Annotated in this window: 25 protein-coding genes; 10 read left to right on the forward strand and 15 right to left on the reverse strand. The window is 72.6% G+C overall.

The window, feature by feature from the left end; translation table 11 throughout:
- Positions 1 to 7: 7 nt before the first annotated feature.
- Genes H5965_RS03655 through H5965_RS03665 form a run of 3 tightly spaced genes read right to left on the reverse strand, consistent with a single transcriptional unit; the run spans position 8 to position 2,896 of the window.
- Positions 8 to 697 carry a class I SAM-dependent methyltransferase gene (locus H5965_RS03655; RefSeq protein WP_310967878.1) on the reverse strand — a complete coding sequence of 230 codons (690 nt, stop codon included), beginning with the start codon at positions 695 to 697 and terminating at the stop codon, positions 8 to 10.
- A 23-nt stretch (positions 698 to 720) separates the two neighbouring features.
- Positions 721 to 1,824, reverse strand: a complete 1,104-nt coding sequence (locus tag H5965_RS03660) for a glycosyltransferase (RefSeq protein WP_310967879.1) — start codon at positions 1,822 to 1,824, stop codon at positions 721 to 723.
- Between the two features lies 1 nt (position 1,825).
- On the reverse strand, positions 1,826 to 2,896 hold the full coding sequence (locus H5965_RS03665; protein ID WP_310967880.1) for a glycosyltransferase family 1 protein: 1,071 nt from the start codon (positions 2,894 to 2,896) through the stop codon (positions 1,826 to 1,828).
- Between the two features lie 177 nt (positions 2,897 to 3,073).
- Here H5965_RS03665 and H5965_RS03670 point away from each other — a divergent pair, with 177 nt between their 5' ends.
- Both H5965_RS03670 and H5965_RS03675 read left to right on the forward strand, forming a co-directional pair.
- Positions 3,074 to 3,904, forward strand: a complete 831-nt coding sequence (locus H5965_RS03670; RefSeq protein ID WP_206790910.1) for an inositol monophosphatase — start codon at positions 3,074 to 3,076, stop codon at positions 3,902 to 3,904.
- A gap of 29 nt (positions 3,905 to 3,933) precedes the next feature.
- Positions 3,934 to 4,491, forward strand: a complete 558-nt coding sequence (locus tag H5965_RS03675) for a GNAT family N-acetyltransferase (protein ID WP_310967881.1) — start codon at positions 3,934 to 3,936, stop codon at positions 4,489 to 4,491.
- A 343-nt stretch (positions 4,492 to 4,834) separates the two neighbouring features.
- Here H5965_RS03675 and H5965_RS03680 read toward each other — a convergent pair whose 3' ends face one another.
- From H5965_RS03680 to menD, 3 genes are all read right to left on the reverse strand, one after another.
- Complete coding sequence (locus tag H5965_RS03680; RefSeq protein WP_310967882.1) at positions 4,835 to 5,272, reverse strand: DUF3592 domain-containing protein; 438 nt, start codon at positions 5,270 to 5,272, stop codon at positions 4,835 to 4,837.
- 22 nt (positions 5,273 to 5,294) lie between these two features.
- Positions 5,295 to 6,806 carry a M1 family metallopeptidase gene (locus H5965_RS03685; RefSeq protein WP_310967883.1) on the reverse strand — a complete coding sequence of 504 codons (1,512 nt, stop codon included), beginning with the start codon at positions 6,804 to 6,806 and terminating at the stop codon, positions 5,295 to 5,297.
- Between the two features lie 119 nt (positions 6,807 to 6,925).
- Positions 6,926 to 8,602 (reverse strand): 2-succinyl-5-enolpyruvyl-6-hydroxy-3-cyclohexene-1-carboxylic-acid synthase, encoded by a 1,677-nt coding sequence (gene menD, locus H5965_RS03690; RefSeq protein ID WP_310967884.1) that lies wholly within the window; start codon positions 8,600 to 8,602, stop codon positions 6,926 to 6,928.
- 57 nt (positions 8,603 to 8,659) lie between these two features.
- Between menD and H5965_RS03695 the strand changes: the two genes are divergently transcribed.
- From H5965_RS03695 to H5965_RS03715, 5 genes are all read left to right on the forward strand, one after another.
- Complete coding sequence (locus H5965_RS03695) at positions 8,660 to 9,583, forward strand: 1,4-dihydroxy-2-naphthoyl-CoA synthase (RefSeq protein ID WP_310967885.1); 924 nt, start codon at positions 8,660 to 8,662, stop codon at positions 9,581 to 9,583.
- 1 nt (position 9,584) lies between these two features.
- Complete coding sequence (gene menE, locus H5965_RS03700) at positions 9,585 to 10,709, forward strand: o-succinylbenzoate--CoA ligase (RefSeq protein WP_310968488.1); 1,125 nt, start codon at positions 9,585 to 9,587, stop codon at positions 10,707 to 10,709.
- A gap of 51 nt (positions 10,710 to 10,760) precedes the next feature.
- Complete coding sequence (locus tag H5965_RS03705) at positions 10,761 to 10,904, forward strand: hypothetical protein (protein WP_310967886.1); 144 nt, start codon at positions 10,761 to 10,763, stop codon at positions 10,902 to 10,904.
- Positions 10,905 to 11,094: 190 nt separating this feature from the next.
- Entirely contained in the window at positions 11,095 to 13,899 is a 2,805-nt protein-coding gene (locus H5965_RS03710) for a BTAD domain-containing putative transcriptional regulator (RefSeq protein WP_310967887.1), read from the forward strand.
- 23 nt (positions 13,900 to 13,922) lie between these two features.
- Positions 13,923 to 14,795 carry a 1,4-dihydroxy-2-naphthoate polyprenyltransferase gene (locus H5965_RS03715; RefSeq protein ID WP_310967888.1) on the forward strand — a complete coding sequence of 291 codons (873 nt, stop codon included), beginning with the start codon at positions 13,923 to 13,925 and terminating at the stop codon, positions 14,793 to 14,795.
- Here the strand turns inward: H5965_RS03715 and H5965_RS03720 are convergent.
- The 3 genes from H5965_RS03720 to H5965_RS03730 are packed head-to-tail and all read right to left on the reverse strand — an operon-like array spanning position 14,792 to position 16,640.
- Entirely contained in the window at positions 14,792 to 15,871 is a 1,080-nt protein-coding gene (locus tag H5965_RS03720) for a PLP-dependent cysteine synthase family protein (protein ID WP_310967889.1), read from the reverse strand. The two genes, H5965_RS03715 and H5965_RS03720, sit on opposite strands and share 4 nt — an antisense overlap.
- Positions 15,868 to 16,155: a DUF4229 domain-containing protein gene (locus H5965_RS03725; protein ID WP_310967890.1), complete on the reverse strand. Its 288-nt coding sequence runs from the start codon at positions 16,153 to 16,155 to the stop codon at positions 15,868 to 15,870. The genes H5965_RS03720 and H5965_RS03725 overlap by 4 nt, the downstream gene beginning before the upstream one ends.
- A gap of 11 nt (positions 16,156 to 16,166) precedes the next feature.
- Positions 16,167 to 16,640 carry an Lrp/AsnC family transcriptional regulator gene (locus tag H5965_RS03730; RefSeq protein ID WP_310967891.1) on the reverse strand — a complete coding sequence of 158 codons (474 nt, stop codon included), beginning with the start codon at positions 16,638 to 16,640 and terminating at the stop codon, positions 16,167 to 16,169.
- Positions 16,641 to 16,917: 277 nt separating this feature from the next.
- On the opposite strand from H5965_RS03730, the gene H5965_RS03735 reads away from it, so the two are divergent.
- Positions 16,918 to 17,130: a BldC family transcriptional regulator gene (locus H5965_RS03735; protein WP_086837800.1), complete on the forward strand. Its 213-nt coding sequence runs from the start codon at positions 16,918 to 16,920 to the stop codon at positions 17,128 to 17,130.
- A gap of 147 nt (positions 17,131 to 17,277) precedes the next feature.
- Positions 17,278 to 17,463, forward strand: a complete 186-nt coding sequence (locus H5965_RS03740; protein WP_310967892.1) for a hypothetical protein — start codon at positions 17,278 to 17,280, stop codon at positions 17,461 to 17,463.
- A 177-nt stretch (positions 17,464 to 17,640) separates the two neighbouring features.
- Here H5965_RS03740 and H5965_RS03745 read toward each other — a convergent pair whose 3' ends face one another.
- The 5 genes from H5965_RS03745 to H5965_RS46110 all read right to left on the reverse strand — a co-directional run bounded on the left by H5965_RS03745 (position 17,641) and on the right by H5965_RS46110 (position 23,050).
- Positions 17,641 to 18,951: an AAA family ATPase gene (locus H5965_RS03745; protein WP_310967893.1), complete on the reverse strand. Its 1,311-nt coding sequence runs from the start codon at positions 18,949 to 18,951 to the stop codon at positions 17,641 to 17,643.
- Between the two features lie 76 nt (positions 18,952 to 19,027).
- The gene (gene ccsB / locus H5965_RS03750; protein WP_310967894.1) at positions 19,028 to 19,996 is read right to left on the reverse strand and encodes a c-type cytochrome biogenesis protein CcsB; all 969 of its coding nucleotides are present in this window, start codon (positions 19,994 to 19,996) and stop codon (positions 19,028 to 19,030) included.
- Between the two features lie 3 nt (positions 19,997 to 19,999).
- The gene (locus H5965_RS03755; RefSeq protein ID WP_310967895.1) at positions 20,000 to 21,592 is read right to left on the reverse strand and encodes a cytochrome c biogenesis protein ResB; all 1,593 of its coding nucleotides are present in this window, start codon (positions 21,590 to 21,592) and stop codon (positions 20,000 to 20,002) included.
- Entirely contained in the window at positions 21,589 to 22,302 is a 714-nt protein-coding gene (locus H5965_RS03760; RefSeq protein WP_396136874.1) for a cytochrome c biogenesis CcdA family protein, read from the reverse strand. Before H5965_RS03760 ends, H5965_RS03755 begins: the two co-directional genes overlap by 4 nt.
- Complete coding sequence (locus tag H5965_RS46110) at positions 22,187 to 23,050, reverse strand: phosphotransferase (protein WP_396136875.1); 864 nt, start codon at positions 23,048 to 23,050, stop codon at positions 22,187 to 22,189. The genes H5965_RS03760 and H5965_RS46110 overlap by 116 nt, the downstream gene beginning before the upstream one ends.
- On the opposite strand from H5965_RS46110, the gene H5965_RS03765 reads away from it, so the two are divergent.
- Positions 22,973 to 23,392: a hypothetical protein gene (locus H5965_RS03765; protein WP_310967897.1), complete on the forward strand. Its 420-nt coding sequence runs from the start codon at positions 22,973 to 22,975 to the stop codon at positions 23,390 to 23,392. The two genes, H5965_RS46110 and H5965_RS03765, sit on opposite strands and share 78 nt — an antisense overlap.
- Here the strand turns inward: H5965_RS03765 and H5965_RS03770 are convergent.
- Positions 23,338 to 23,709: a hypothetical protein gene (locus H5965_RS03770; RefSeq protein WP_310967898.1), complete on the reverse strand. Its 372-nt coding sequence runs from the start codon at positions 23,707 to 23,709 to the stop codon at positions 23,338 to 23,340. The genes H5965_RS03765 and H5965_RS03770 overlap by 55 nt on opposite strands.
- Positions 23,710 to 23,725: the final 16 nt, after the last annotated feature.

Genomic DNA, 23,725 nt, shown 5'->3' on the forward strand with positions numbered 1-23,725 from the left:
CGCGAGTTTAGGCAGGCTTTCGGGCGCGGTGGATCGCCACGACCCCGAATGTGAGGTTCAACCACTCGACGTCGGTCCAGCCGGCGCTCGCGATGATCTCGCCGAGGGTCCGCTGGTCGGGCCAGGTCAGCATGGATTCGGCCAGGTACTTGTACGCCTCGGGGTTGGACGACGTCCTGCTGCCGACCCAGGTCAGGAGCTTGAGGACGAACCGGCGGTGGATGAACCGGATCGGGGCGAACGGCGGGGTCGAGACCTCGCAGATCACCAGCCGGCCGCCCGGCTTGACCACCCGGGCGATCTCGGTGAGCGCGGCCTTCGGGTCGACGAAGTTGCGCAGCGCGAGAGAGATGGTCACGGCGTCGAAGCTCTCGTCGGCGAACGGCAGGTTCAGCGCGTCCGCGGCGACCATCGGGACCTTGCGGTGCAGGCCGGCGCGGAGCATGCCGAAGGAGAAGTCCGCGGCCAGGCACCACGCGCCCCCGCGGGCGTACTCGACGGTCGACACCCCGGTGCCGGCGGCGAGGTCCAGGACCCTCTCGCCGCGGCGGGCGTCGAGGACGCGGGCGGTGGTGGTCCGCCAGCGCCGGTCGAAGCCGAAGGTCATGAACGAGTTCGCCCGGTCGTACCCGGACGCGACGCCGTCGAACATCGCGGCGACTTCGTGCGGGTCCTTGTCCAGGCTTGCGCGTGACATGGGTCGAGATTAGTCCGGGTACTTCAGCGGAACGTCGCCAGCATCCCGGCCACCGCCGCGGGCCAGGTGAACTCCTCCGCCCTCGCCCGGGCCGCGGCCCTGCGCATGTCCTCCGGGCTGTCCAGGAGCCCGGTCACCGCTTCCGCGAACGCGGGCGCGTGGTCGTCCACCGCCGCGCCGCACCCGGGCCGCACGATCTCCCGCAGCGCCGACGACGCCGACACCACCACCGGCGTCCCGGACGCCAGTGCCTCCAGCGCGGCGAGGCCGAACGTCTCGTGCGGGCCGGGCGCGAGGGAGACGTCCGCGCTGGCCAGCAGCCGGGCGACGTCGCCGCGGCCCGGCAGGAACCCCAGGAACGTCACCGGCAGGCCGCGCGCCCGGCGTTCCAGGGCCCGCCGCCGCGGCCCGTCACCCGCCACCACCAGCCGCACCTTCGCCCCGGCCTCGGTCAGCGCCGCGACTGTGTCCACGCTGCGCTCAACGTGCTTCTCCGGCGACAGCCGTCCACAGTGGACCAGCAGGGCGTCCGCGCCGGAGGCCAGGTCCGTGCGCCAGCCGTCGTCGCGCCGGGCGGGCCGGAACGTCGTGAGGTCGACGCCGAGCGGGACGCGGCGGACGTTCGGCGCGGCGATCCGGTCGAACTCCGCGCGCGCGAACGCCGTCGTGCAGACCACCGTGTCGTAGCCGGCCGCCATCCGCCGGTTGGCGGCGTCGGCGACCCGGCGGGCCATCGGCGCGGGCAGCAGGAACTGCTCCAGCAGGCGGTCGAGGCGTTCGTGGGAGATGACCGTGCTGGGCACGCCGTGGCGGCTCGCCCAGCCGCCCATCCCCCGCAGCGTCAGCCGGTCGGACACCTCCAGGCGGTCCGGTTCGAGTCTGCGCAGGACCGCGCGGACCCGGTGCGGGTCGACGGCGCGGTAACCGCCGGTGCCCGGGATCCGCGGCGCGGGCAGGGAAAACCGGCGGACGCCGGTCGGCAGGACCTCGTCGGCGTACCGGCGCCCGGGCACCACGAGCGTCACCTCGTGGCCGCTCGCGACGTAGCCGGCGCCGAGGTGGTGCAGCGCGGTGCGCAGCCCGCCCGAGCGCGGCCCGTAGAAGTTCGCGAGCTGGACGATGTGCATGTCAGGCCGCGCGGGCGGCCCGGCCGCGCACGGCTTCGTAGTGCCCGACCAGCTCGTGGCAGACCGCGGGCCAGGTCCGGCCCAGCACCACCTTGCGCGCCTTCTCGCCGAGCCTCGCGCGCAACGCGGCGTCGCGGAGGGCGTCGACCTTCTCGACGAGCGCCGGGCCGAACTGCTCGCGGTCCGCGGGCAGCAGGTAGCCGGTGCGGCCGGGCAGGACGAGGTCCTTCGGGCCGCCGGCGTCCGGGGCGAGGACGGGCAGCCCGGAGGCCATCGCCTCCTGCACCGCCTGGCAGAACGTCTCGTGCGGTCCGGTGTGGACGAAGACGTCGAGGCTCGCGTACGCCTTCGAGAGGTCGTCGCCGTACTTCGCGCCGAGGAAGGCCGCACCCGGCAGCTGGTCCTTCAGCGCGGGCAGTTCGGGCCCGTCGCCGACGACGACCACGCGGATCCCCGGCATCCCGGCCAGGGCGGCGAGCCGGTCGACCTCCTTCTCGGGCGCCAGCCGGCCGACGAACCCGACGAGCAGCTCGCCGTTCGGCGCCAGCTCGGCCCGCAGCGCGGCGTCGGCGTGGTCCGGGGAGAAGCGCTCGATGTCGACGCCGCGCGCCCAGCGGTGCACGCGCGGGACGCCGTGGAGCCGCAGCTGCTCGACGGAGTCGCTGGACGGCGCGAGGGTCCGGTCGGCCCGCGAGTGCAGCCGCCGCACCCACCGCCACGCGGCGCGGGCGGCGATGCCGAAGCCGTACGCGGCGGCGAACCCGGCGATGTCGGTCTGGTAGACGGCGATCGACGGGACGCGCAGCCGTCTCGCGGCGGCCAGCCCGCGTGCGCCGACGACGAACGGCGACGCCAGGTGCACGACGTCCGGCCCGAACGCGGCCAGCGCGTTGAGCACGGTGCGCGTCGGCAGGCCGATCGGCAGGGAGCTCACGCCGGGGACGTCGAGCGCGGGGATCCGGATCACCGGGGCGCCGCGGTAGGAGTCCGGGCCCGGGCCGGGGGCGATGATCAGCACGTCGTGGGCGCGTTCGCGCAGGTGCTCGACGACCCGCAGGACGGAGTTGGTCACGCCGTTCACCTGGGGCAGGAAACTTTCGGTGACTATGGCGACTCGCACGTCTTGGACGATCGCACCCGATCCTGGCGACCGCGTGACACGGCGGCCAACGCTGCCGGAACAGATCGGCTACGACATGTCATCTCAAGGTCGCGTGCCGGAAACCAGGGTGGCCCAGACTAAGCAGGCATGACCCTCTTGTCCTCACGGCCGCCGCGGCCCGTCGAGCCCGGCCTGCTGTCGAGGGCGCTCGAAGTGGCCGGGCGGCTGGCCAACGACGCCACCGACGTGATCACCGCGACCGCCGGCCGCGGCGCCCACCCTTCCACGCTGGACTCGCCGTTCGACTGGGTCACCGACACCGACCGGATCCTGGAGCGCCACACCCGGCGCGTCCTGACGGCGGAGTTCCCGGGCATCCCGGTGGTCGGCCACGAGTTCGGCGCGGACCACGGCGCGGACGTCGCGGAGTACCGCTGGGTGGTCGACTCGGTGGACGGAACGGCGAACTACGTGGCCGGCGTGCCGTGGTGCGCGTACAGCCTGGCCCTGGTGGACGCGGCCGGCCCGGTGGTGGGCGTGGTGGCGGACCCGTACCGGGCCCAGATCTACGCCGCGGCGCGCGGCCGGGGAGCCCGCGCGAACGGCAAGCCGATCCAGCTGGCGGACCGCTGCGTGACGGCGGGAGCCCTGGTCTGCACCGAGCTGGCCCGGACGGGCCCGTGGCCGGGGATGGGCGGCTTCATCGAGCGAGCGGCGGCGGCCCATGCGGGGGTGCGCGTGCTGGGCTCGGCGGCGTTGTCGATCGCCCAGGTGGCGTTGGGCCACGCGGCGGCGGCGGTGCTGCACAGCTACCACGAGTGGGACGTGGCGGGCTCGGTGGCGATGGCGATCGAGGCGGGCGCGGTGGTCCTGGACAAGCACGGCGAGGACACGGCCCTCCCCACGGACGGCCTGCTCGTGGCGGCCCCCGGGGTGGCGGACGAGGTCCTCGGCTGGTGGCAGGAGACGGCGGGCTAATCGGTTGCGGGCGGGGTGAAGATCGAGGCATGCCGACCCTGCACACACCGCGTCTCTCGCTCGTGCCGCTGGCCGACGAGCACCTGGAGCTGGAGTACGAGCTGGACTCGGATCCGGAGGTGATGAGGTACCTGACCGGCCGCGCCGCGACGCGGGACGAGGTTTCGGCGGCTCACGCACGCCGGATGGCGGTGGCGCCCGGGTTCGGGTTTTGGATGGGCTTCGCGGCTTCGGACTTCGTCGGCTGGTGGCTGCTGCGGCCGCCGAACGGCCCGGACCAGCCCTACGCCGAAGGCGAGGCGGAGCTGGGGTACCGCTTGCTGCGCCGCCAGTGGCGGAAGGGGTACGCCCGCGAGGGGTCGCTGGAGGTGCTCCGGTACGGCTTCGAGGACCTGGGGCTGGACCGGATCTTCGCCCAGACGATGGCGGTGAACAAGCCATCCCGGGCGACGATGGCCTCGGCGGGGATGACGTTCAAGCGGGCATTCATCTCGGCCGGGGAGTACGAGGACCCGGTAGAGGGGGCGGAGCAGGGCGAGGTGGAGTACGAGATCACCCGAAGCACCTGGCTGAAGACGGCGAGCTGAGCTGGCTGTCACCCAAGGCGCACCGACGCTCCGGCGCACCCCCGGTGCGGGTGCCGGCGCTCTTCGAGTGTCGCGAATGACTCATTGGGGACCTCGGACGTCCCGAATGAGTCATTCGCGACACCGCAGGCCCCGCCAGTACGTGCGAGCCGCCCGACTTGCCGGAGCCCGAGAAGCCGCACCACCCGCCCTACACCTCCCCCGCCCCTCGTCCCAGCCGCAGTCAGCACCGGGGAGCCGGGGTCAAGGGTGGGCGAAGCCCATCGCGAAGCGACGCCGAAGGCGCCCTTGAGGCCGGATCCCCGGTGTTGAACAATCAAAGGACGAGGAGCGGGGGAACCACTCAAACCGCAGCCAGAGCCCGCTTCTTCTGCCGCCGGATCCACCAAAGCGCCGGCCCGGCCACCAGCCACGTGAAGAACACAAAGCTCCCCAGCGGCAGCAGCGTCAAGGCAGCCGACCGCCCCGCCACCCGGGCCAGCTCCGGATCGGACGCGTCGTACTCGATCCGCACCAGCTGACCGGCCGCCAGCCCGTCCGGGTACAGCACCCCGTTGGCCGGGCTGTGCACGATCCCATCAGGCGTCTCGAAGTGGATGATCGTCCGGTCGAACGCCACGGAATCCACCGTCGCCGTGGCCGTCCCGAGCTGGGCCGAGATCGCGCTGTCGTTCCGAAGAGCCGCGAACAGCAGGCACACGCACATCACGGTGAGGAGCGAGGCGACGCCGAGGGTGGTCCACCACCCGACGCGCCTCGCCCGCTCACCTCTCGTGCTCACGCCGCGAGCGTAGCGGTCCCGCTCAGCCCGCGTGTTCGGCGGCGAGGAACCGGTGATTCTGCTGGATCTGGTCGTACGAACGCGGCTTCACGGACGCGACGCGCGAGGTGAAAGCGGCAGCCCCGTTCGGGCCCACCGAAGGCTTGCCCGCCGTGTACAGCCACGTCTGGAACAGGTCGTGCAGCGGCTTGCCGGAGATCTTCTCCGCCAGCGCGATGAACTCGAGGATCCGCCCGTCCTTGCCGCCCTTCGTGGCCTGCCAGGTCTGCAGGATCTTGAAGAACGCCTGGTCACCGACGGCCGTCCGCAGCGCCTGGAGAGTCAACGCACCCCGGTCGTAGACCGCGTTGTCGAACTGGTTGTCCGCTCCCGGGTCGGCCGGGACGACCTTCCACAGGTCCGCGTCGGCCGCGTTCGAGTCGTACGTGTACTGGGCCAGCTCCGCGACCGTTCCCTCGCCCTCGTGCTCCGACCACAGCCACTCCGCGTACGACGCGAAGCCCTCGTTCAGCCAGATGTCGCTCCAGCGGCCCAGCGACACGTTGTCGCCGAACCACTGGTGGGCGTTCTCGTGCGCGATCAACGTCGTGTTCGAGCCCGCGCGGAAGTTGCGCGCGCCGTACGTCGGGCGCGTCTGGTTCTCCAGGGAGAACGTGATGCCGCTGGTCACGACGCCGCCCTCCGCCTCGAACGGGTACGGGCCGAACTGGGTCGCGAGGAACTCGTTGATCTCCGGCGTCCGCTCCACGCTGGCCTTCGCCGCGTACAGCGAGTCGCCCAGGTCGGCGCCGTAGGCGGTGACGAACGGCTTGCCGTCCGGGGTGGTCGACTGGACCAGCTCGTAGTTGCCGACGATGAACGACGTCAGGTACGTGGCCTGCGGCTTCGTGCTGCGCCACTGCCAGCGGGTCCAGCCCGCGCGGCTCTTCTGCGTCCGGACCAGCGAGCCGTTGGAGATGGCCACGTTGCCGTCCGGCGCCTCGATCGAGACGTCGTAGGTCGCCTTGTCGGTCGGGTGGTCGTTGGCCGGGAACCACCACGCCGAGCTCTGCGGCTCGTCGATGCCCAGCGCGCCGAACGCGCCCTTCTTCCACGCGTTGAGGCCGTCCACCTTCTCGGTCGACGGCGTGTCCGCGTAGGCGACGACGACCGTCGCGGTCTGGCCCTTGAGCAGCGGCTGGGCCGGCGTGACGACGAGCTCGCCGTTGCCCGTCTGGTTCGTGAACTGCGCCGGGCGGTTGTTCACCCGCACGCTCGACGCCTTCAGCGCGAAGTCCAGGTCGAACCGCGAGAGGTCCTGGGTCGCGGTGAGCAGCAGCGTCGTCGTGCCCGACAGGAGGTCGGTCGCGGGCTGGTAGGTGAGCCGGATGTCGTAGTGCAGCACGTCCGTGCCGCCGTTGCCGGCGTTCGGGTAGTACGGGTCGCCGGCACCGGGGGCGCCGGGCGCGGGTGCCGCGCCGGCGGTGCCGGCGAGCAGCACCGAAACGACGCCGGCCGCGAGCGCACCGAGCCCGGTGCGCGTTCTTGCACGCATTCGAATTCCTCCAAGAGGTGAGGATCAGCGCGCTCGAACGTAGCCAGGGCAGCCGGAGGCAGGAACAGCCGAAGGGAGGTTTCTTGCCTACTGGGATTCCACCCGGAAAGCGGTTGACGTCAGCCCGCGGACACGGCTGCCGACACCGCCGCCCGCAGGCGGGCGTGCAGGTCGCGGTGCCGCGACCGGTCCACCCGGACCTCGACGACCCGCAGGCCCGGCGCCGGCGCCAGCGCGGCCCGGAACTCCGTCAGCGTCTCCGCGACGACGTGCGGGACGCGGTAGCCGGCGCACAGCGCGCCCAGGTCGGCGCCGTGCGGGGTGCCGAACACGCGCTCGAAGCTCGCCGAGTGCTCCGGCGCCCCCTGCTCCAGCAGGGAGAAGATGCCGCCGCCGTCGTCGTTGAGGACCACGATCGTCAGGTCGGGCCGCTGCTCGGCGGGCCCGGTCAGCAACCCCGACGCGTCGTGCAGGAACGTCAGGTCGCCCAGCAGCGCGTATGACGGACCGCGGTGCACGTACGCGGCTCCGATGGCCGTCGACACCGTGCCGTCGATGCCCGCGACGCCGCGGTTGCGGTGCACGAGGACGTCCGGGCGCAGCCGGCCGGCCAGCGCGACGTCCCGGGTCGGGTTGGACGAGCCGACGACCAGCAGCGAGTCCGGCGGCAGCGCGTCCACCAGCTCGGTCGCCACCCGCAGCCCGGACGGCCACGGTTCCTCGGCCAGTGTCGACGCCACGGCGGACGCGGCTGCGGCGTCGGCCCGGCGCCAGCCGGCCAGCCACTCCGGGTCGGCGGGCTTGGTCGGCTCGTCGAACCACTGCCCGACCTGCCGGACGTTGTGCGCGGGCGCCGGCCAGTCCGAGTCCGGCCGGACCAGCAGGACCTCGACGTCAGGGTCGGAAATCACCTTCTGGATCTGCCGGAACACGGTCGGCCGGCCGAGGCAGAGCACCTGCTCCGGCTTGTGCCGCGAGATGAACTCCTCGACGCCCAGCAGCCACGCACCGGACGAGATCGCCGTGCCGCCGGACAGGCCGATCCCGCCGGTTTCGGAGATCACCGGCCAGCCGTGCTGCTCGGCCCACTCGCTGGCCGCCTGGACGCCGGTGTCGCAGGCGATGACCAGGCCGTGGCGGGCCGACGGCACGACGAACGACGGCAGCGCGCCGAAGTCCGGCAGCTCGGTCCAGCGGGACCCGTCGGCGCGACCGTCGAGCGACTCGTACCACTCGCCGTCATCGTCGAGATCGGGCACGAGCGGCTCGCGGAACGGGATGTTCAGGTGCACCGGCCCGCAGCGCCACTCGCCGTAGGCGGCGTTCCAGGCCCGGCAGATCTGGCTGCGCCAGTACGAGTTCTGGCCGGCCCGCCGCTCGGCGACGGCCAGCTCGTCGAAGTAGCGGACGGCGTCGCCGTAGAGCTGGTGCTGGTCGATGACCTGCGACGCGCCCGCGGCCCGCAGCTCGGGCGGCCGGTCCGCGGTCAACACGATCAGCGGGACACCCGCCCGGTCGGCTTCGAGGACGGCCGGGTGGAAGTTGGCGGCCGCGGTGCCGGACGTGCAGAGCACGGCCACCGGGCGGCCGGTGCGCGCGGCGATGCCGAGGGCGAGGAACGCGGCCCCGCGCTCGTCGATGCGGACGTGGAGCCGGAGCTTCCCGGCCGCCGCGGCGTCATACAGCGCGATCGACAGCGGCGCGTTGCGGGAGCCCGGGCAGAGGACGACGTGCGAAACGGTGTTGCGGACGAGTTCGTCGACGATGACCCTGGCCTGCGCGGTGGAAGGGTTCACCGGCAGGCCTCGCATCCATCGAGATCGGTTGGGTCCACAGGTCCTATCCTCGCAAACGTGGATGACGCCCGAGTTTCCGAGCTGTTCGACCCCGCCGCGTGGACCGAGGTCGAAGGTTTCGCCTTCACCGACATCACCTACCACCGCTCCGCTGAGGACCGCGGCGGCAAACGCGTGGTGCGCATCGCGTTCGACCGCCCGGAGGTCCGCAACGCCTTCCGGCCGCACACCGTCGACGAGCTCTACCGGGCCCTCGACCACGCCCGGATGAGCGCCGATGTCGGTTGTGTCCTGCTCACCGGGAACGGCCCGTCGCCCAAGGACGGCGGGTGGGCGTTCTGCTCCGGTGGTGACCAGCGTATTCGCGGACGGTCCGGGTATCAGTACGCGAGCGGGGAGACCTCCGACACGGTGGACCCCGCGCGGGCCGGCCGGCTGCACATCCTCGAGTGCCAGCGGCTCATCCGCTTCATGCCGAAACCGGTGATCGCGGTGGTGCCGGGCTGGGCCGCGGGCGGCGGGCACTCCCTGCACGTCGTGTGCGATCTCACCCTCGCCTCGGCCGAGCACGCGAAGTTCAAGCAGACCGACGCCGACGTCGGCTCGTTCGACGGCGGCTACGGCTCGGCGTACCTGGCGAAGATGGTCGGGCAGAAGTTCGCCCGCGAGATCTTCTTCCTCGGCCGCGAGTACTCCGCCGAGCAGATGCACCACATGGGCGCGGTGAACGCCGTCGTCCCGCACGCCGACCTGGAAAAAGAGGCGCTGGCCTGGGCGTGGGAGATCACGCGCAAGTCGCCGACGGCGCAGCGGATGCTGAAGTACGCGTTCAACCTGACCGACGACGGCCTGGTCGGCCAGCAGCTGTTCGCCGGCGAGACCACCCGGTTGGCCTACATGCAGGACGAGGCCGTCGAAGGCCGTGACGCCTTCCTCCAGAAGCGCGACCCCGACTTCCAGGACGTCCCCTATTACTACTGAGCTGCTCCCGGTCCACCTCGACGGCTCGCCCGAGGCCCTCGAAACCCTGAAGCGGGCCGTCGCGGACGCGCTGGGCGGCGGCCCGGCGGTGCTGCCGTTCACCGACCCCGCGCTGCGCGACGCGATGGCCCCGGACGAGCCCGCCGAGCCGGGCACGGCCGTGGTCATCGCCACGTCGGGCTCGACCGGCGCGCCGAAGGGCGTCCTGCTGTCGGCCCGCGCGCTGACCGCGTCCGCCGGGGCCACGCACACCCGGCTCGGCGGGCCGGGGCACTGGCTGCTGGCGACGCCGGCGCACTACATCGGCGGGCTCCAGGTGCTGGTCCGGTCGCTGCTGGCCGGGACGACCCCGGCGCTGCTGACCGGCGCCGGCTTCCGCCCGGACGACTTCGCCGCCGCGGCGGCCCGGCTCGGGGACGGCCCGCGGTACACGGCCTTGGTGCCGACCCAGCTGGTCCGCCTGCTCGACGACGGCGGCGCCGGGCTCGCCGCTGCCAGGACGTTCGACGCGATCGTCGTCGGCGCGGCGGCGACCCCGCCGTCCCTGCGGGAGCGCGCCGAGGACGCTCGCGTGCGGATCGTGCCGGCGTACGGCATGAGCGAGACGGCCAGCGGCTGCGTCTACGACGGCGTCCCCCTCGACGGCGTCCGGGTCGACGTCGAGGGCGACCGGATCCGCATCGCCGGCAACGTCCTCGCGCACGGCTACCGGCGCCGGCCGGACCTGACCGCGGAGTCCTTCTCGGACGGCTGGTTCACGACCTCCGATCGCGGGGTTCGGCACGCCGACGGCCGCGTCGAGGTCCTCGGCCGGGCCGACGACATGATCAACACCGGCGGCGTGAAGGTGTCGGCGAACGCGATCGAGCGGTGCCTCCGCGCGCAGCCCGGGGTGCGAGACGCCTGCGTCGTCGGCGTGCCGGACCCGGAGTGGGGCGAGGCCGTCGTGGCGCTGGTCGTCCCGCCGGGTGCCCACGGCGACCTGCGCGCGGCGGTCCGCGCGGAGCTGGGCGCGGCGGCGACGCCGAAGCGCATCGAATCCGCCTCGGAGCTGCCGCTGCGCGGGCCGGGCAAGGTCGACCGGGCGGCGGTGAAGGCCCGGCTCCAGCCGCGTCCGACCGGCTGAATGGCGGCACTTCGTTGACATGAACAGGGTGCGCCCGCTTGGCTACTCACCATGACGCGCCTGATTCGCACCGCCCTGATCAGCACCGCCGTCGCCCTGGGGGTCCTCCTTCCCGCGGGTGCGGCGCTGGCCGACGTTCCCGCCGCGGACCCGAACAGCGGCTCGCTCGTCCTGCAGCTGCCGTCCACCGACTGACCTGGGCGAACCGGGACCGCACCGCCCCCTCGGCGGCACGGTCCCGGCCGGTGCTTCCCCGACCGCTCACGCGGTGTGTCCACCACCTTGCCGTAAGCATCGTGGCGAAACCTTGCAGACCGCTTGAAAGAGCTGGTCGAATGCGGTGCCGGCCGGGCACGGGCCCGGTGGCCGCAGGGAGGGCGCAGGGGTGGAGTTCCGGGTGCTGGGCACGATCGAAGCCCGCCAGGACGGAAGGCAAGTGGAGCTCGGGCCGGTCCGGCAGCGATCGGTGCTGGCGGCGCTGCTCGCCGACGCGAACCGGCTGGTGCCGGTCGACCAGCTGATCGACCGCGTGTGGGCGGACAACCCGCCGCTGCGGGCGCGCGACACGCTCTACAGCTACCTGTCCCGGCTGCGTGGCGTTCTGGCGGGCGGCGGCCTGGAGATCGAGCGGCTCGGCGGCGGCTACTTCCCGCGCGTCGACCCCGACGCGGTCGACCTGCACCGGTTCCGCCGGCTCGTGGCCGAGGCCCGCGAGGCCGAAGACGACGAGGCCGCCGCCGGCCTCTTCGAGCGGGCCCGCGAGCTCTGGCGCGGGGAAGCGCTGGCCGACGTCGGCACCCCGTGGGCCGACGAGCTGCGCCGTGACCTGCGGGCCGAACAGTGGGCGGCGGAACTCGACCACGCCGACGTGTGCCTGCGCCAAGGCCGGCACGCCGAACTGCTGCCGGAGCTGACGGTGCGGACCCGCGAGCACCCCCTGGACGAGCGCCTCGCCGGTCAGGTCGTGCTGGCCCTGTACCGCTGCGGCCGCCAGGCCGACGCCCTCGACCACTACGAGCAGCTGCGGCGACGGCTCGTCCGGGAGCTGGGCGCCGACCCCAGCCCGCCGCTGCGGGAGCTGCACCTGCGGGTCCTCCGCGGCGACCCGGACCTGACCGCGGCACCGGCGGGCACGCTGCCCGGCGCCGACGCGGTGCCGCACCACTTCCCCGCGGCGCCGCCGTCGTTCATCGGCCGCGCCGACGAGCTCGCCGCGCTCACCGCCGCGTCCCGCCCCGAGGCGGACGTGAGCCGGGTGGTCCAGATTTCCGCGCTGGCCGGCGCCGGCGGGGTCGGCAAGACCTGGCTGGTCCTGCACTGGGCGCACGCGCACCGCGACCGGTTCCCGGACGGCCGGCTGTTCGCCGACCTGCACGGGTTCTCCTCGGCCGGTGCCCCGCTCGACCCATCCGTCGTGGTGCGCGGGTTCCTCGGCGCGCTGGGTGTCGTCCCCAGCCGCATCCCGCCCGAGCCGGACGCCCAGGTCGCGTTGTACCGGAAGCTCGTCGACGGCAAGCGGATGCTGGTCGTGCTGGACAACGCGGCGGACGCCGAGCAGGTGGTGCCGCTGCTGCCGGGCAGCCCGGCCTGCACGACCGTCGTCACCAGCCGGCGGCACCTCGCCCCGCTGATCACGCGCTACGGCGCCCGGCACCTCCAGCTCGACATCCTCAGCCACGGGGAGGCGCACGCGCTGCTGGCCGAACGCCTCGGCGAGCCCCGGATCGCCGCCGAGCCGGCCGCGGCCGAAGCGCTGATCAGCCTGTGCGGGCGCTACCCGCTGGCGCTGGCCATCATGAGCCGCCACGCGCACACCCGGCCCCACATCCCGCTCGCCGAGTTCGCCGCCGAACTGCGTGACCTCGGCCTCGACGCGCTCGACCACGACGATCCCACGGTCAGCCTGCCGACGGTGCTGTCGTGGTCCCTGCGGGCCCTCACCGGCGAACAGCGCACCTTGTTCGCCCTGCTCGGCACCGCGCCCGGAGCGGACATCGGGCTGCCCGCCGCGGCCGCGCTCGCCGGTTCGCCACCGCGGCGGACCGCCAAGGTGCTCAGCATGCTGGAGGAGGCCTCGCTGCTGACCCGCCGCGCCGGCGGCCGGTACGCGATGCACGACCTCATCCGCGACTACGCCACGGCCACCGCCGAGCGGGACCTCCCGCTCGGCGAGCGTCGAGCCGCGCTGGACCGGGTGCTCGACTTCTACGCCCACACCGCGCACGCGGCCGACCACCGGGTGGATCCGCACCGCCAGGCCGTCCGGCTCGCCGCCCCCGCACCCGGCGTCGAACCGGGCTCGCCGTCCGACGATGCGGAAGCCATGGCGTGGTTCGACGCCGAGCACGCCAACCTGCTGGCCGCCCAGCGCGCCGCCGCGGGCCTCGGCCGGCACGACGTCGTGTGGCACCTGGCGTGGAGCCTGCACACGTTCCAGAACCGGCGGGGCATGCTGCACGACCGGCTCGTGGTGTGGCAGGCCGCGCTGGAGGCCACCGAGCACCTGTCCGACCCGTCCGTGCACATCCGCGCCCATCGGCTGATCGGCGACGTCTTCATGTACTTCCGGCGGCACGACGAGGCGGTCGAGCACCTCGGTGAAGCCGCCGCCCTCGCCGCCAAGCACGAGGACCCGACCGAAGAGGGCCTGATCCACCACGGGCTCTCGTGGGTGTGGCAGCTGCGCGGCGACGACCGGCAGGCCCTGGAGCACGCCACCCGGGCGCTGGCGGTCTTCCGGACCCTGGACCGGCCGGTGTGGGAGGCGCGCGAGCTCAACCAGGTGGGCTGGTTCGCCGCCCGGACCGGCGACTTCGAGACCGCGCGCAGCCACTGCACGGCCGCGCTGGCCCTCCACCGGCGGCACGGCGAATCCGACGGCGAAGCGGACACGCTCGACAGCCTCGGCTACATCGAGCACCACACCGGCCACCACGCCGCCGCGATCGACTACTACCAGCGCGCCCTGACGGTCTACCGGGAGCGCGGCAACACCTTCCAGGTGGCCGACACCCTCAGCTGCCTCGGGCTGCCCCACGCCGCGCTCGGCCACCACGACCAGGCCCGTGCGGCGTGGCAGGAAGCGCTCGAGCTGTTCCGGCAGCAGGGCCGCACGCACGACGCCGAGCGCGTCCGGCGGGAGCTCGACGCCCTGGACGGCGCCCGGTCCGGGCTCCCCTCGGCGCACTGATCGAGATGGCGTTGAATGGCGCCATGGCGAGCTTGAGCGAGTGGATCGAAGGGGCCCGGCCGCGGACGCTGCCCAACGCGGTGGCGCCGGTGGTGGCGGGCGTCGGCGCGGCGATCGCGCTGGACGCGTTCTCCTGGTGGCGTTCGGCGCTGGCGCTGCTGGTCTCGCTCTCGCTGATCGTCGGCGTCAACTACGCCAACGACTACTCCGACGGCATCCGCGGCACCGACGAGAACCGCGTCGGCCCGCTGCGGCTGGTCGGTTCGAAGGTCGCCGCCCCGAAGGCCGTGCTCACCGCCGCGCTGGTCTCGCTGGGTCTCGCCGGGGTGCTGGGGCTGGTCCTGGTGGCCGTCAGCGGCCACTGGTGGCTTCTGGGCATGGGCGCGCTGTGCATCCTCGGCGCGTGGTTCTACACCGGCGGCAATAAGCCCTACGGCTACTACGGCTTCGGCGAGATCGCCGTCTTCGTGTTCTTCGGCCTGGCCGGCGTGCTGGGCACGGTGTACGTCCAGGCGGGCCGGGTGAGCTGGGCGGCGCTGGCCTGCGCGGTCGCCGTCGGCTGCTTCTCGACGGCGGTCCTGACGGCCAACAACCTGCGCGACATCCCGACGGACATCGAGTCCGGCAAGCGCACCCTGGCCACCCGCCTGGGTGACCAGGGCACCCGGCGGCTCTACCTGGCGCTGATCGCCGTGCCGTACGTGCTCAGCGCGGTCCTGGCGGTCACCGGCTACGGGCTGGCGGCGCTGGCCGTGCTGACCATCGGCCTGCTGCTCCCCGCGGTCGGCGCGGTCCACGGCGGGAAGACCGGGCGCGAGCTGATCCCGGCGCTGCGGGACACCGGCCTGGCCATGCTGCTGTGGGCCGTGGTCACGGCGATCTGCCTGAACCTCTAGAGCTCCGGGAACTTCCCGGTGGCCAGGAACTCCTCGAACAACGCCGTGTGCGGCGCGATGTCCAGGTTCTGCTGGGCCAGCCACTCGTCGTTGTAGTAGGTGTGCGCGTACCGCTCGCCGCCGTCGCACAGCAGCGTCACGACGCTGCCCGCCTGGCCGTCTTCGACCATCCGCGAGATGAGCCGGAAGGCGCCGTAGAGGTTGGTGCCGGTCGAGCCGCCCGCCCAGTGGCCGGTCCGCTCGCGCAGCAGCCGGATGGCCGCCAGCGACCCGGCGTCCGGGATCTGGAACATCTCGTCGATGACGCCGGGCACGAACGACGGCTCGCAGCGCGGCCGCCCGATGCCCTCGATCCGCGACGGCATGCCGGTGCCGTAGTCCAGCGCCCCGGTCTCCCAGGCGCCGTAGAACGACGAGTTCTCCGGGTCGACGACGCAGATCTTCGTCGTGTGGCGCTTGTAGCGGACGTACCGGCCGAAGGTCGCGCTCGTGCCGCCGGTGCCCGCCCCCACGACGATCCACTTCGGGATCGGGTGGCGCTCCGAGCGCATCTGCGCGAACACCGACTCGGCGATGTTGTTGTTGCCGCGCCAGTCCGTCGCGCGCTCGGCGTAGGTGAACTGGTCGAGGTAGTGCCCGCCGCACTCGGCCGCGAGCCGTTCCGCCTCGGGGTACATCGCCGGGGCTTCGTCGACGAAGTGGCATTCGCCGCCGTAGAACTCGATGAGCGCGACCTTCTCCTTCGACGTGCGCCGCGGCACGACGGTGATGAAGCGCAGGCCCAGCATCCGGGCGAAGTAGGCCTCGGACACCGCGGTCGAGCCGCTGGAGGCCTCGACGAGCACGGTGTCCGGCCCGATCTGGCCGTTGACCAGCCCGTAGAGGAACAGCGACCGGGCCAGCCGGTGCTTCAGCGAGCCGGTCGGGTGCACCGACTCGTCCTTGAGGTAGAGGTCGATGCCCCACTCCGGGGGCAGCGGGAAGACGTGCAGGTGCGTGTCGGCGCTGCGGTTGGCGTCGGCCTCGATGATCCGGACGGCCTCGCGGACCCAGCTGCGGCTGTGGAGGCGGCTCACTCGGACTGCCCGGCGGTGTCGCCGCGCAGCTGCGCGCGCAGCTCGGCCCGGGCGCGGGCCCGCTTCTCGTTGCGCTTCGCCAGCCCGGCGGTCACGCGGGCGTTGAGCGGCCGGAACAGCAGCAGGCCGAGCGGCAGCCCGACGACCAGGCCGATCAGCAGGGCGACCAGCAGCGGCACCCCGGTCAGGGACAGCGCCCACGCGATCACCCCGACCAGCACGAACCGCGCCAGCAGGTACAGCGTCAGGTCACGGGCCAGCTGCGGGGGCTTCTCGTCGCTCACACCAACGCAGGCTACGCCCCGCCCGGCCGGTCCTTCTGCAGGCCCGCGTTGTTCGGGCGGCCCTCGAACCGGGTCGAGAGCACCACGGTGGTGTTCGTCCGGCCGACGCCGGGGATGCGGCGCAGCCGGCCCAGCGTGCGTTCCAGCTCGTCGACGGTCGGCACCCGCACCTTGACGACGAACGCCTCGTCGCCGGCCACCGCGTAGCAGCTCTCGACCTCGTCGAGCTCGGCGAGGGCGTCGGCGACGTCGTCCTCGGTGGCGGTGTCCGTGGGGTGGATGCTGACGAGGGCGGTGACGCCGAGGCCGACGGAACTGGGGTCGACGACCGCGTGGTAGCCGGTGATCACGCCGGCGGCTTCCAGCTTGCCCACGCGCTCGTGCACCGATGACGCGGAGAGCCCGACGGCCCGTCCGAGGTCGGCGTAAGTGGCCCGTCCGTTGATGCGCAACGCTGCGATGATCTTCCGGTCCAACTGATCCACGGGATCACTCTATGCGGTTGGACAATCCCCCATTGGCACCACGCCTGGCCGCCGGTGGCCAAGGGAGGGCCGTCCGCGCACGTCAGATCACCGCAGGGTAGTTGCCGTCCGTAAACAACCTGTCCGTTTTGACCTTTAAGGGCTCTTTACTCGGAGACAACCGTTCGAGTACCCGACGGGTGAAGTGCAACGATTGCCTTGTTGGCTACCCCGGCGCGACGGGCAGAAGGGCCCGGACGCCTCCGGTATAGCAGTGAGTTCGTTAAGGAGGCGGAAAATGACCGCGACGATGGGCGGACGCCTGCTCACCCCTGGCGAGGTGGCAGCGCTGTTCCGAGTGGACCCCAAGACGGTGACGCGGTGGGCGACCGCGGGGCGGATCGGCTCGATCCGGACCCCGGGCGGGCACCGGCGGTTCCGGGAGTCCGAGGTGAACGAGCTCCTCGCCGAGCTGACCACCGACGCCAGCGAACCGGCGCGCACCGCCTGAACCAGACGGACGTCAGGGCCGTGTCGGGTACGGGAACCACCCCGTCCCCGGCACGGCCTTTCGTGCTCCACCGGGTCGGCTTCAGGCCCATCACACGGCCGGACCGGTTAACCTCGGGGGACAGGCAGCCATACGGAAGGATCCGGCATGCTCGCTCTGCTCGCGGCGGTCGGCGCGCTGGTCGTCGCCCTGCTCCTGTGGCGGTCGTTCGCCGGCCAGCGGGTCGGGGTGCCCTCGGCTCCGCGCCGCGCCCCCCTCGCCCCGGACGACGACCCCGACTTCCTGCGCCAGCTGGCCGAACAGCAGCGCAAACGCCGGGACGAAGACGGCTGACCCGCCCTTTACTTTCACCGGCCTCCGCTCACCCGGAACTCACGTGATCGGGCCCGTCACCCGCGTGACGGGCCCGGATCTCGGGTGATCGGCGCCGCAACTCGCGAGTTCCGACCCCCGATCAGGTGACTTCCGTCTCTGATCACGCGGGTGACGGGCCGGAGCACGCGGGTCCGGTCAGCGGTAACCCTGCGAAAGCGGCGTCGCGAAGCCATCGGCGACCGTCGCCGCCAGCTCGAGGAGCGCAAGGCGGGTGTCGCCCGACAGGCGGTCCAGCTCGATCTCCGCGCCCTCCTCCAGGTGCGGGTCGAACGGGACCTTGCAGACCGCGCGGACCTTTGCGCCGAAGTGGGCCGACAGCTTGTCGAGGTCGACGGACCCGCCCTTGGGGCGGACCGAGTTGATCACCGCCACCGAGCGCTTGACCAGCTCGCCGTAGCCGTGCGCCTCCAGCCAGTCCAGGGTCGCCGAGGCGCTGCGGGCGCCGTCGACCGAACCGGACGAGACCACCACCAGCGCGTCCGCCACGTCCAGGACGCCCTTCATCGCCGAGTGCATCAAGCCGGTCCCGCAGTCGGTGAGCACGATGTTGTAGAAGTGCTCCAGCAGGTTGACCGTGCGCCGGTAGTCGTCCTCGGAGAACGCCTCCGACACGGCCGGGTCCTGCTCGCTCGCCAGGATCTCCAGCCGGCTCGAGCCCTGCGAGGTGTACGACCGGACGTCGCTGTAGCGGGTGATGCGGGCCGCATCGCGCAGCAGGTGGCGGACCGTCGCCGTCGTTTCCAGGGGGATCTTCTGCGACAGCGTGCCGCGGTCCGGGTTGGCGTCCACCGCCACCACGCGGTCACCGCGCAGGGAGGCGAACGTCGAGCCCAGCGTCGTCGTCACCGTGGTCTTGCCGACGCCGCCCTTGAGCGACAGCATCGCGATCTTGTAGCACCCGCGAAGCGGCTGGTTGACACGGGCGATGAGCTCGCGGCGGCGGGTGTCCGCCGGGCTCTCCCCCGGGTTGACCAGCTTCCCGGTGCCGACGTAGACCGCCTTGCGCCAGCCCGACTGCGGCGGCCGCCGGGTCTGCTTGACCAGGTGCGCGGTCGACAGGTCGTGGCCCGGGCCCGGCTGGGGCGCCGCGTGCCGGCCGCCCTGGGGCTGCGGCAGGCCGGACGGCTGCTGCGGCGGGTACTGGGCGTTGGCCTGGTACTGCTGCGCCGGGTCGCCGTACTGCGGCTGCAGCGGCGGGAGGTTCTGGTCGTAGCCGTAGGGCACCTGGTGCGGCCCCGACACGGCCGGGTTCGGCACCTGGTGCGGGCCCGAAACCGCCGGGTTGGGCGGCGGCGCGACGGCCTGCGTCGGCTGCACGTCGAACGCCCCCGACGTCTCGGGGTGCGGGTGCGAGTCCGTCCGGTCGTCGGCGAACAGGCCCGGCTGCGGTGCCGCAGCGGCCTGTTCGGGGTGGCCAGGAGCCGATTCTTCGCTGGGTCCGGTCACCGGTGAAAACCTCCGCGCACTCCGCCTGACACACAGTCCCCCGGTGTCGACGGTAGTCGGCGGACGCGCGGGATGCTCAGCCCACCCCGGCGTAGGAGTGCAGGCCGACCGAGACGAGGTTCACGAAGAACAGGTTGAAGATCATCGCGGCGAACCCGACGATGTTGATGATCGCGGCCCGCGCGCCGCGCCAGCCCGCGGTCGCGCGCGAGTGCAGGTAGGCCGCGTAGACGACCCAGGCGATGAACGCGCAGGTCTCCTTCGGGTCCCAGCCCCAGAACCGGCCCCACGCCGACTCCGCCCACACCGCGCCGCAGAGCACGCCGAAGGTGAACACCGGGAAGGCGAAGATGGTGGTCCGGTAGGCGATCCGGTCGAGGACGTCGGCCGCGGGCAGCTTCGGGGCGAACCGGGCGAACTTCGTGGTGTCCTTGTCGTGTGCCGCGCGGAACAGGTACAGCACGCTCGCGACGCCCGGGACCAGGAAGACGCCGGAGCCGATGATGGCCGCCGCGACGTGGATGACCAGCCAGTACGACTGCAGCGCGGGCTGCACCGGCGCCGCGGTCGTGTACAGCAGCGTGCCGTTGATGAACATCAGGATCACGACGGGCAGCAGCAGGAAGCCGGTCAGGTGCCGGACCGGGAACTTCCACAGCACGATCAGCCAGGTCAGCACCGTGATGAAGGTAACGGCCATGCCGTACTCGTACATGTTGCCCCACGGCGCGCGGTGCACGGCGAGGCCGCGCAGCACGATCGCCGTCAGCTGCAGCAGCGCGCCGAGCACGAGCAGCGCCGCGCCCATCCGGCCGATCCGCTCCGGGCGGCCGACCTCGCGCTGCGCGGCGGGGACCTCCTCGACCGGCGGTCCGCCGGCGCCAACGAGCTCGCGCGCCCGCAGCTTGGCGCGCTCGGTGGCGAGCCGTCCCTTGGCGCCGAAGCCCTGCTCGACCAGGGTGAACATCAGCGCGACGACGTAGATCGCCGCGGCGGTGGTGTACAGCCAGTCGCTGTAGGTCGACAGCGTCTCGTTGATCGGCATGCCTCAGCCCTTCTGCCCACTGATCAGGCGTTCGCTGACCCGGTGGAACTCTTCGCCGTACCCGGCCTGGTCGGTGCGGGCCAGCCCGGCGACCTCGATCACGGTACCCGGCTCGTCCTCGGTTCCCGGCTTCACCCGCACCCACAGCCGGCGGCGCTTGACCAGCAGGGACGCGCCGAGGCCGACGAACATCGCGATGGCGAAGCCGAGCACGAACCCCTGGGTGGGGTCGTGCGAGATCTGCAGCGAGACCCACTGGCCGACGCCGTCGAAGCGGATCTTCGTGCCGTCGTCGAGCTTGAGCTCCTCGCCGACCTTCAGGTTCTGCCGGGCGACCTTCTTCAGCCTGCCGTCGTCGACGAGCGACTGGTCGACCGAGAAGACGGACTGCCCGCGCCCGGCGTCGAGGCCCAGGTCACCGCGCAGGACGTCGACGGCGACGGCCGGGTCGTTCGCCTCGGGCGCCGACGACGTCAGGACGCTGCCGTGCAGGAACGCGGTCGGGGCGAACAGGCCGGTGATGGCCAGCTGCCGGGTCCGCCGCTGGACCTCGTCGGTGATGCCGGGCTGGTCGAACTTCGTCGCGCCCTCGGCGAGCATGGTGCCCGGGTCGACCGTGCGCCACTGCGTGTTCTGGGTGCGCTGCGAGCCGTCCGGGAAGGTGACGGTGAACTTCGGCGAGTAGCCGTGCCCGAGCAGGTAGACGCGGTCGCCGGCGGTGCGCAGCGGCGAGTTGACCTCGAGGCCGTACGGGCGCCAGGTGCCCGTGTCCAGGTCCGCGCCGGACTGGTACTCGATGTTCGAGTGGTAGTAGTCCGGCTGGCCGGCGTCGGTGTAGCGGGCGGTGAAGTCGTTCACCTTCACGCAGAACGGGTTGAGGTCGGTGCCGTCGACGTCCAGGCCCGCGTTGAACGAGTCGTAGTTGTAGATGCCGGCGTTGCAGAAGGTGCTGCCGTCGGCCTGGACGATGACCTGGCCTTCGTAGCTGTAGAGCTTGCCGAGGGCGAAGAAGACGATCAGCCCGAGCATGCTGAAGTGGAAGAGCAGGTTGCCGGTCTCGCGCAGGAACCCGCGTTCGGCCGAGATGGTCCGGACGCCGCCGGCTTCCTCGCGTTCGACGCGGCGCCAGCCGGAGAGCTGCTTGTGGGCGGCGGCGACCTCGGCGGCGACGTCGGTCTTGCCCCGGCCGAGCCGGTAGTGCGGCATCCGGGCCAGGTTGCGCGGCGTCAGCACGGGCTTGGCGCGCATCGCCTTGACGTACTCGAAGCTGCGCGGGGTCAGGCAGCCGACGAGCGAGACCATCAGCAGCAGGTAGATGGCCGAGAACCAGATGCTGGAGTAGACGTCGTAGAACTCGAGCTTGTCGAGCAGCGTCCCCCACCAGCCGTGCGCGGCGATGTAGTCGTCGACCTTGGGCGCGTTGAGCTTCCGCTGCGGCAGGAGCGCGCCCGGCAGGGCGGCCAGGGCCAGGAGGAACAGCAGGACGAGCGCGGTCCGCATGGACGTCAGGCCGCGCCAGGTGTTGCGCAGGAAGGCGAAGGTGCGCTTGGCGGGCGTGGGGTGCGGCGTCTTGGGGGGTGCTTCGGTCGTCGTCACAGGGGCAGCCTCAGGTCGAGGGCGAGTTCGTTGCGGAGCCAGCCCATCAGATCCCCCCAGACGCCGGTGACCAGCAGGACGCCGACGATCAGCAGCAGGACTCCGCCGACGATCTGCACCTGACGGCCGTGCCGCCGCACCCAGTCGGTGGCCCGCACGGCCCACCGTGCACCGAGCGCGATGAGCAGGAACGGCAGGCCCAGGCCGAGGCAGTAGACGGCGATCAGCAGGTACCCGCGGGCCGCGGCCCCGCCGGTGGCGCTGGCCAGGGTGGTGACGGCGGACAGCGTCGGCCCGATGCAGGGAGTCCAGCCGAGGCCGAAGATGGCGCCGAGCAGCGGCGCACCCCAGACGCCGCCGCGCGGGACGTGGTGCGAGCGCACCTCGCGCTGCAGGCGGGGGATCCAGCCGAGGAAGACGAAGGCCATGGCGATGGTGAGGACGCCGCCGATGCGCTGGAGCAGGTCCTGGTTGAGGGTGAGGGTCGCGGTCAGCCAGACGAGCGTGCCGAGCGTGGCGACGAACACGACGGTGAACCCGAGGACGAACAGAAGGGCGGCCCCGACGACGGCCCACCGGCCGTTCTTGCGCTCTTCATCGGCCTTGACGGCGGGAGCATCGGCCCCGACGAGAGCGGCGAGGTAGGCGAGGTACCCCGGCACGAGCGGCACGACGCACGGGGAGGCGAACGAGATGGCCCCGGCCAGCAGCGCGACACCCGCGGCGAGCAGCAGCGGCCCGGAGATCGCCAGCTCGGTCACGGAGTTCACCCCGTTGAGGGTAGGCAGTGAGGTCCTGGTGAGAACGCCGGGGCCGCTTCACAGGACCTCGGTCACAGCAGATCAGGACCTTCGTCCCGGCCGGCTTCCGGCCTTGGGCGGGCCGGCCCCGGCCATTGGGCGGGCCAGCCTCGGCCATTGGGCGGGCAGGCACCGGCCATTGGGCGGGCCGGCCCCGGCCATTGGGCGGGCCGGCCCCGGCCATTGGGCGGGCAGGCACCGGCTTCACCCGAGCTCGGGTTCCGGCCTCCGCCCGGGTTTGCCCACAATCCGCGGCGGCTGTGGACAGGTGCGGCGGGAGGCCGCTGATCGGCCGGGTTTGTCGTGCCTCGCCGATAGACTGGACCAGGGAGGACTCCCCCAGGGAAGGGCGGGCCGCGCCGCCCCGGTTCGGCACCGGCCGGCCACCTCGGCGAGCACCTCCGTCCGGCGGCCGGATGGCGGAGGTTCCGCACTCAGTCGGCGTCGTCGCGGAACGGGCGACGTACTCCAGCGCGTAGGCGACGTCGTGGAGCCGGGGCGCGGGCCGGGCGTAGTCCCAGTCCAGGATCCCGACCGGCTGATCGCCCCGCCAGACGACGTTCCACGGGCCGAAGTCGCCGTGGCAGACGACCTCGCCGGTGCCGGTGCCGGTGCCGGTGAACCACCTGAGATCGCCGGCGAGCCGGAAGCCGGCCACGGCGTCGTGGTAGCCGCGCAGCAGCCGGGCGAACGCGGTCAGGCCGTCTTCGCCGACCACCTTGGCCCAGCCTTGCGGGCCCGATTCGCCCGCCAGGTAGGTGAGCACCTCGCGGCCCTCGTCGTCGATGCCCAGCACCCGGGGCGCGGCCGGAAAGCCGACGTCCTCCAGGTGCCGGAGCAGCGGGTGAACCGGACGGCGGACGGTGTCGCCGATGCGGACGACCCGGCGGTGCGGCTGGTCCTGGAGCACTTCCTCGGTCGTCACCCGCCCGCCTCCGGATGCGGTCAGAAGTGGAGCTCGCCGCCGTCGGCGAACACGCCGTTCACGCTGGGGCCGTAGTTGCCGTACTCCCCCGTGTTGAGCTCGGATTGGCCGTTGCTCGTCACCGTCTCGTACGTCGTGTACGGGTAGCAGCAGCTGCCGATCGACAGCCTGTCGCCGTACCGCGCACCGGACAGGTTCGCGTGGACCTGGTTGTTGGCGGTGTTCAGCCACAGGCGGAGCGCGCGGCCGTAGCCCGTCCGCTCCTTGAGCAGCGTGAACCCCTGGACGGCGACCGGCGCGGACGCCGCCGTGGTCGCGGCCGAGGCCGGTACCGCCACGGTGGTGGTCGCGGCGGCCGCGATCAGCGCCGCGGCGGCAAGCTTCTTCAGCACGAGTTCTCCCCTGGGT

Origin of the sequence: Amycolatopsis sp. 505 (assembly GCF_031625235.1) — a bacterium.
Lineage (GTDB): Bacteria > Actinomycetota > Actinomycetes > Mycobacteriales > Pseudonocardiaceae > Amycolatopsis.

What these genes read in the sequence shown, in the direction of transcription:
- H5965_RS03705 (WP_310967886.1), top strand. Translation starts at nt 10,761, where the DNA reads ATGACGCGCCTGATTCGCACCGCCCTGATCAGCACCGCCGTCGCCCTG.
- H5965_RS03715 (WP_310967888.1), top strand. Translation starts at nt 13,923, where the DNA reads ATGGCGAGCTTGAGCGAGTGGATCGAAGGGGCCCGGCCGCGGACGCTG.
- H5965_RS03735 (WP_086837800.1), top strand. Translation starts at nt 16,918, where the DNA reads ATGACCGCGACGATGGGCGGACGCCTGCTCACCCCTGGCGAGGTGGCA.
- H5965_RS03675 (WP_310967881.1), top strand. Translation starts at nt 3,934, where the DNA reads ATGCCGACCCTGCACACACCGCGTCTCTCGCTCGTGCCGCTGGCCGAC.
- H5965_RS03740 (WP_310967892.1), top strand. Translation starts at nt 17,278, where the DNA reads ATGCTCGCTCTGCTCGCGGCGGTCGGCGCGCTGGTCGTCGCCCTGCTC.
- ccsB (WP_310967894.1), bottom strand. Translation starts at nt 19,996, where the DNA reads ATGCCGATCAACGAGACGCTGTCGACCTACAGCGACTGGCTGTACACC.
- H5965_RS03685 (WP_310967883.1), bottom strand. Translation starts at nt 6,806, where the DNA reads ATGCGTGCAAGAACGCGCACCGGGCTCGGTGCGCTCGCGGCCGGCGTC.
- H5965_RS03655 (WP_310967878.1), bottom strand. Translation starts at nt 697, where the DNA reads ATGTCACGCGCAAGCCTGGACAAGGACCCGCACGAAGTCGCCGCGATG.
- H5965_RS03670 (WP_206790910.1), top strand. Translation starts at nt 3,074, where the DNA reads ATGACCCTCTTGTCCTCACGGCCGCCGCGGCCCGTCGAGCCCGGCCTG.
- H5965_RS03660 (WP_310967879.1), bottom strand. Translation starts at nt 1,824, where the DNA reads ATGCACATCGTCCAGCTCGCGAACTTCTACGGGCCGCGCTCGGGCGGG.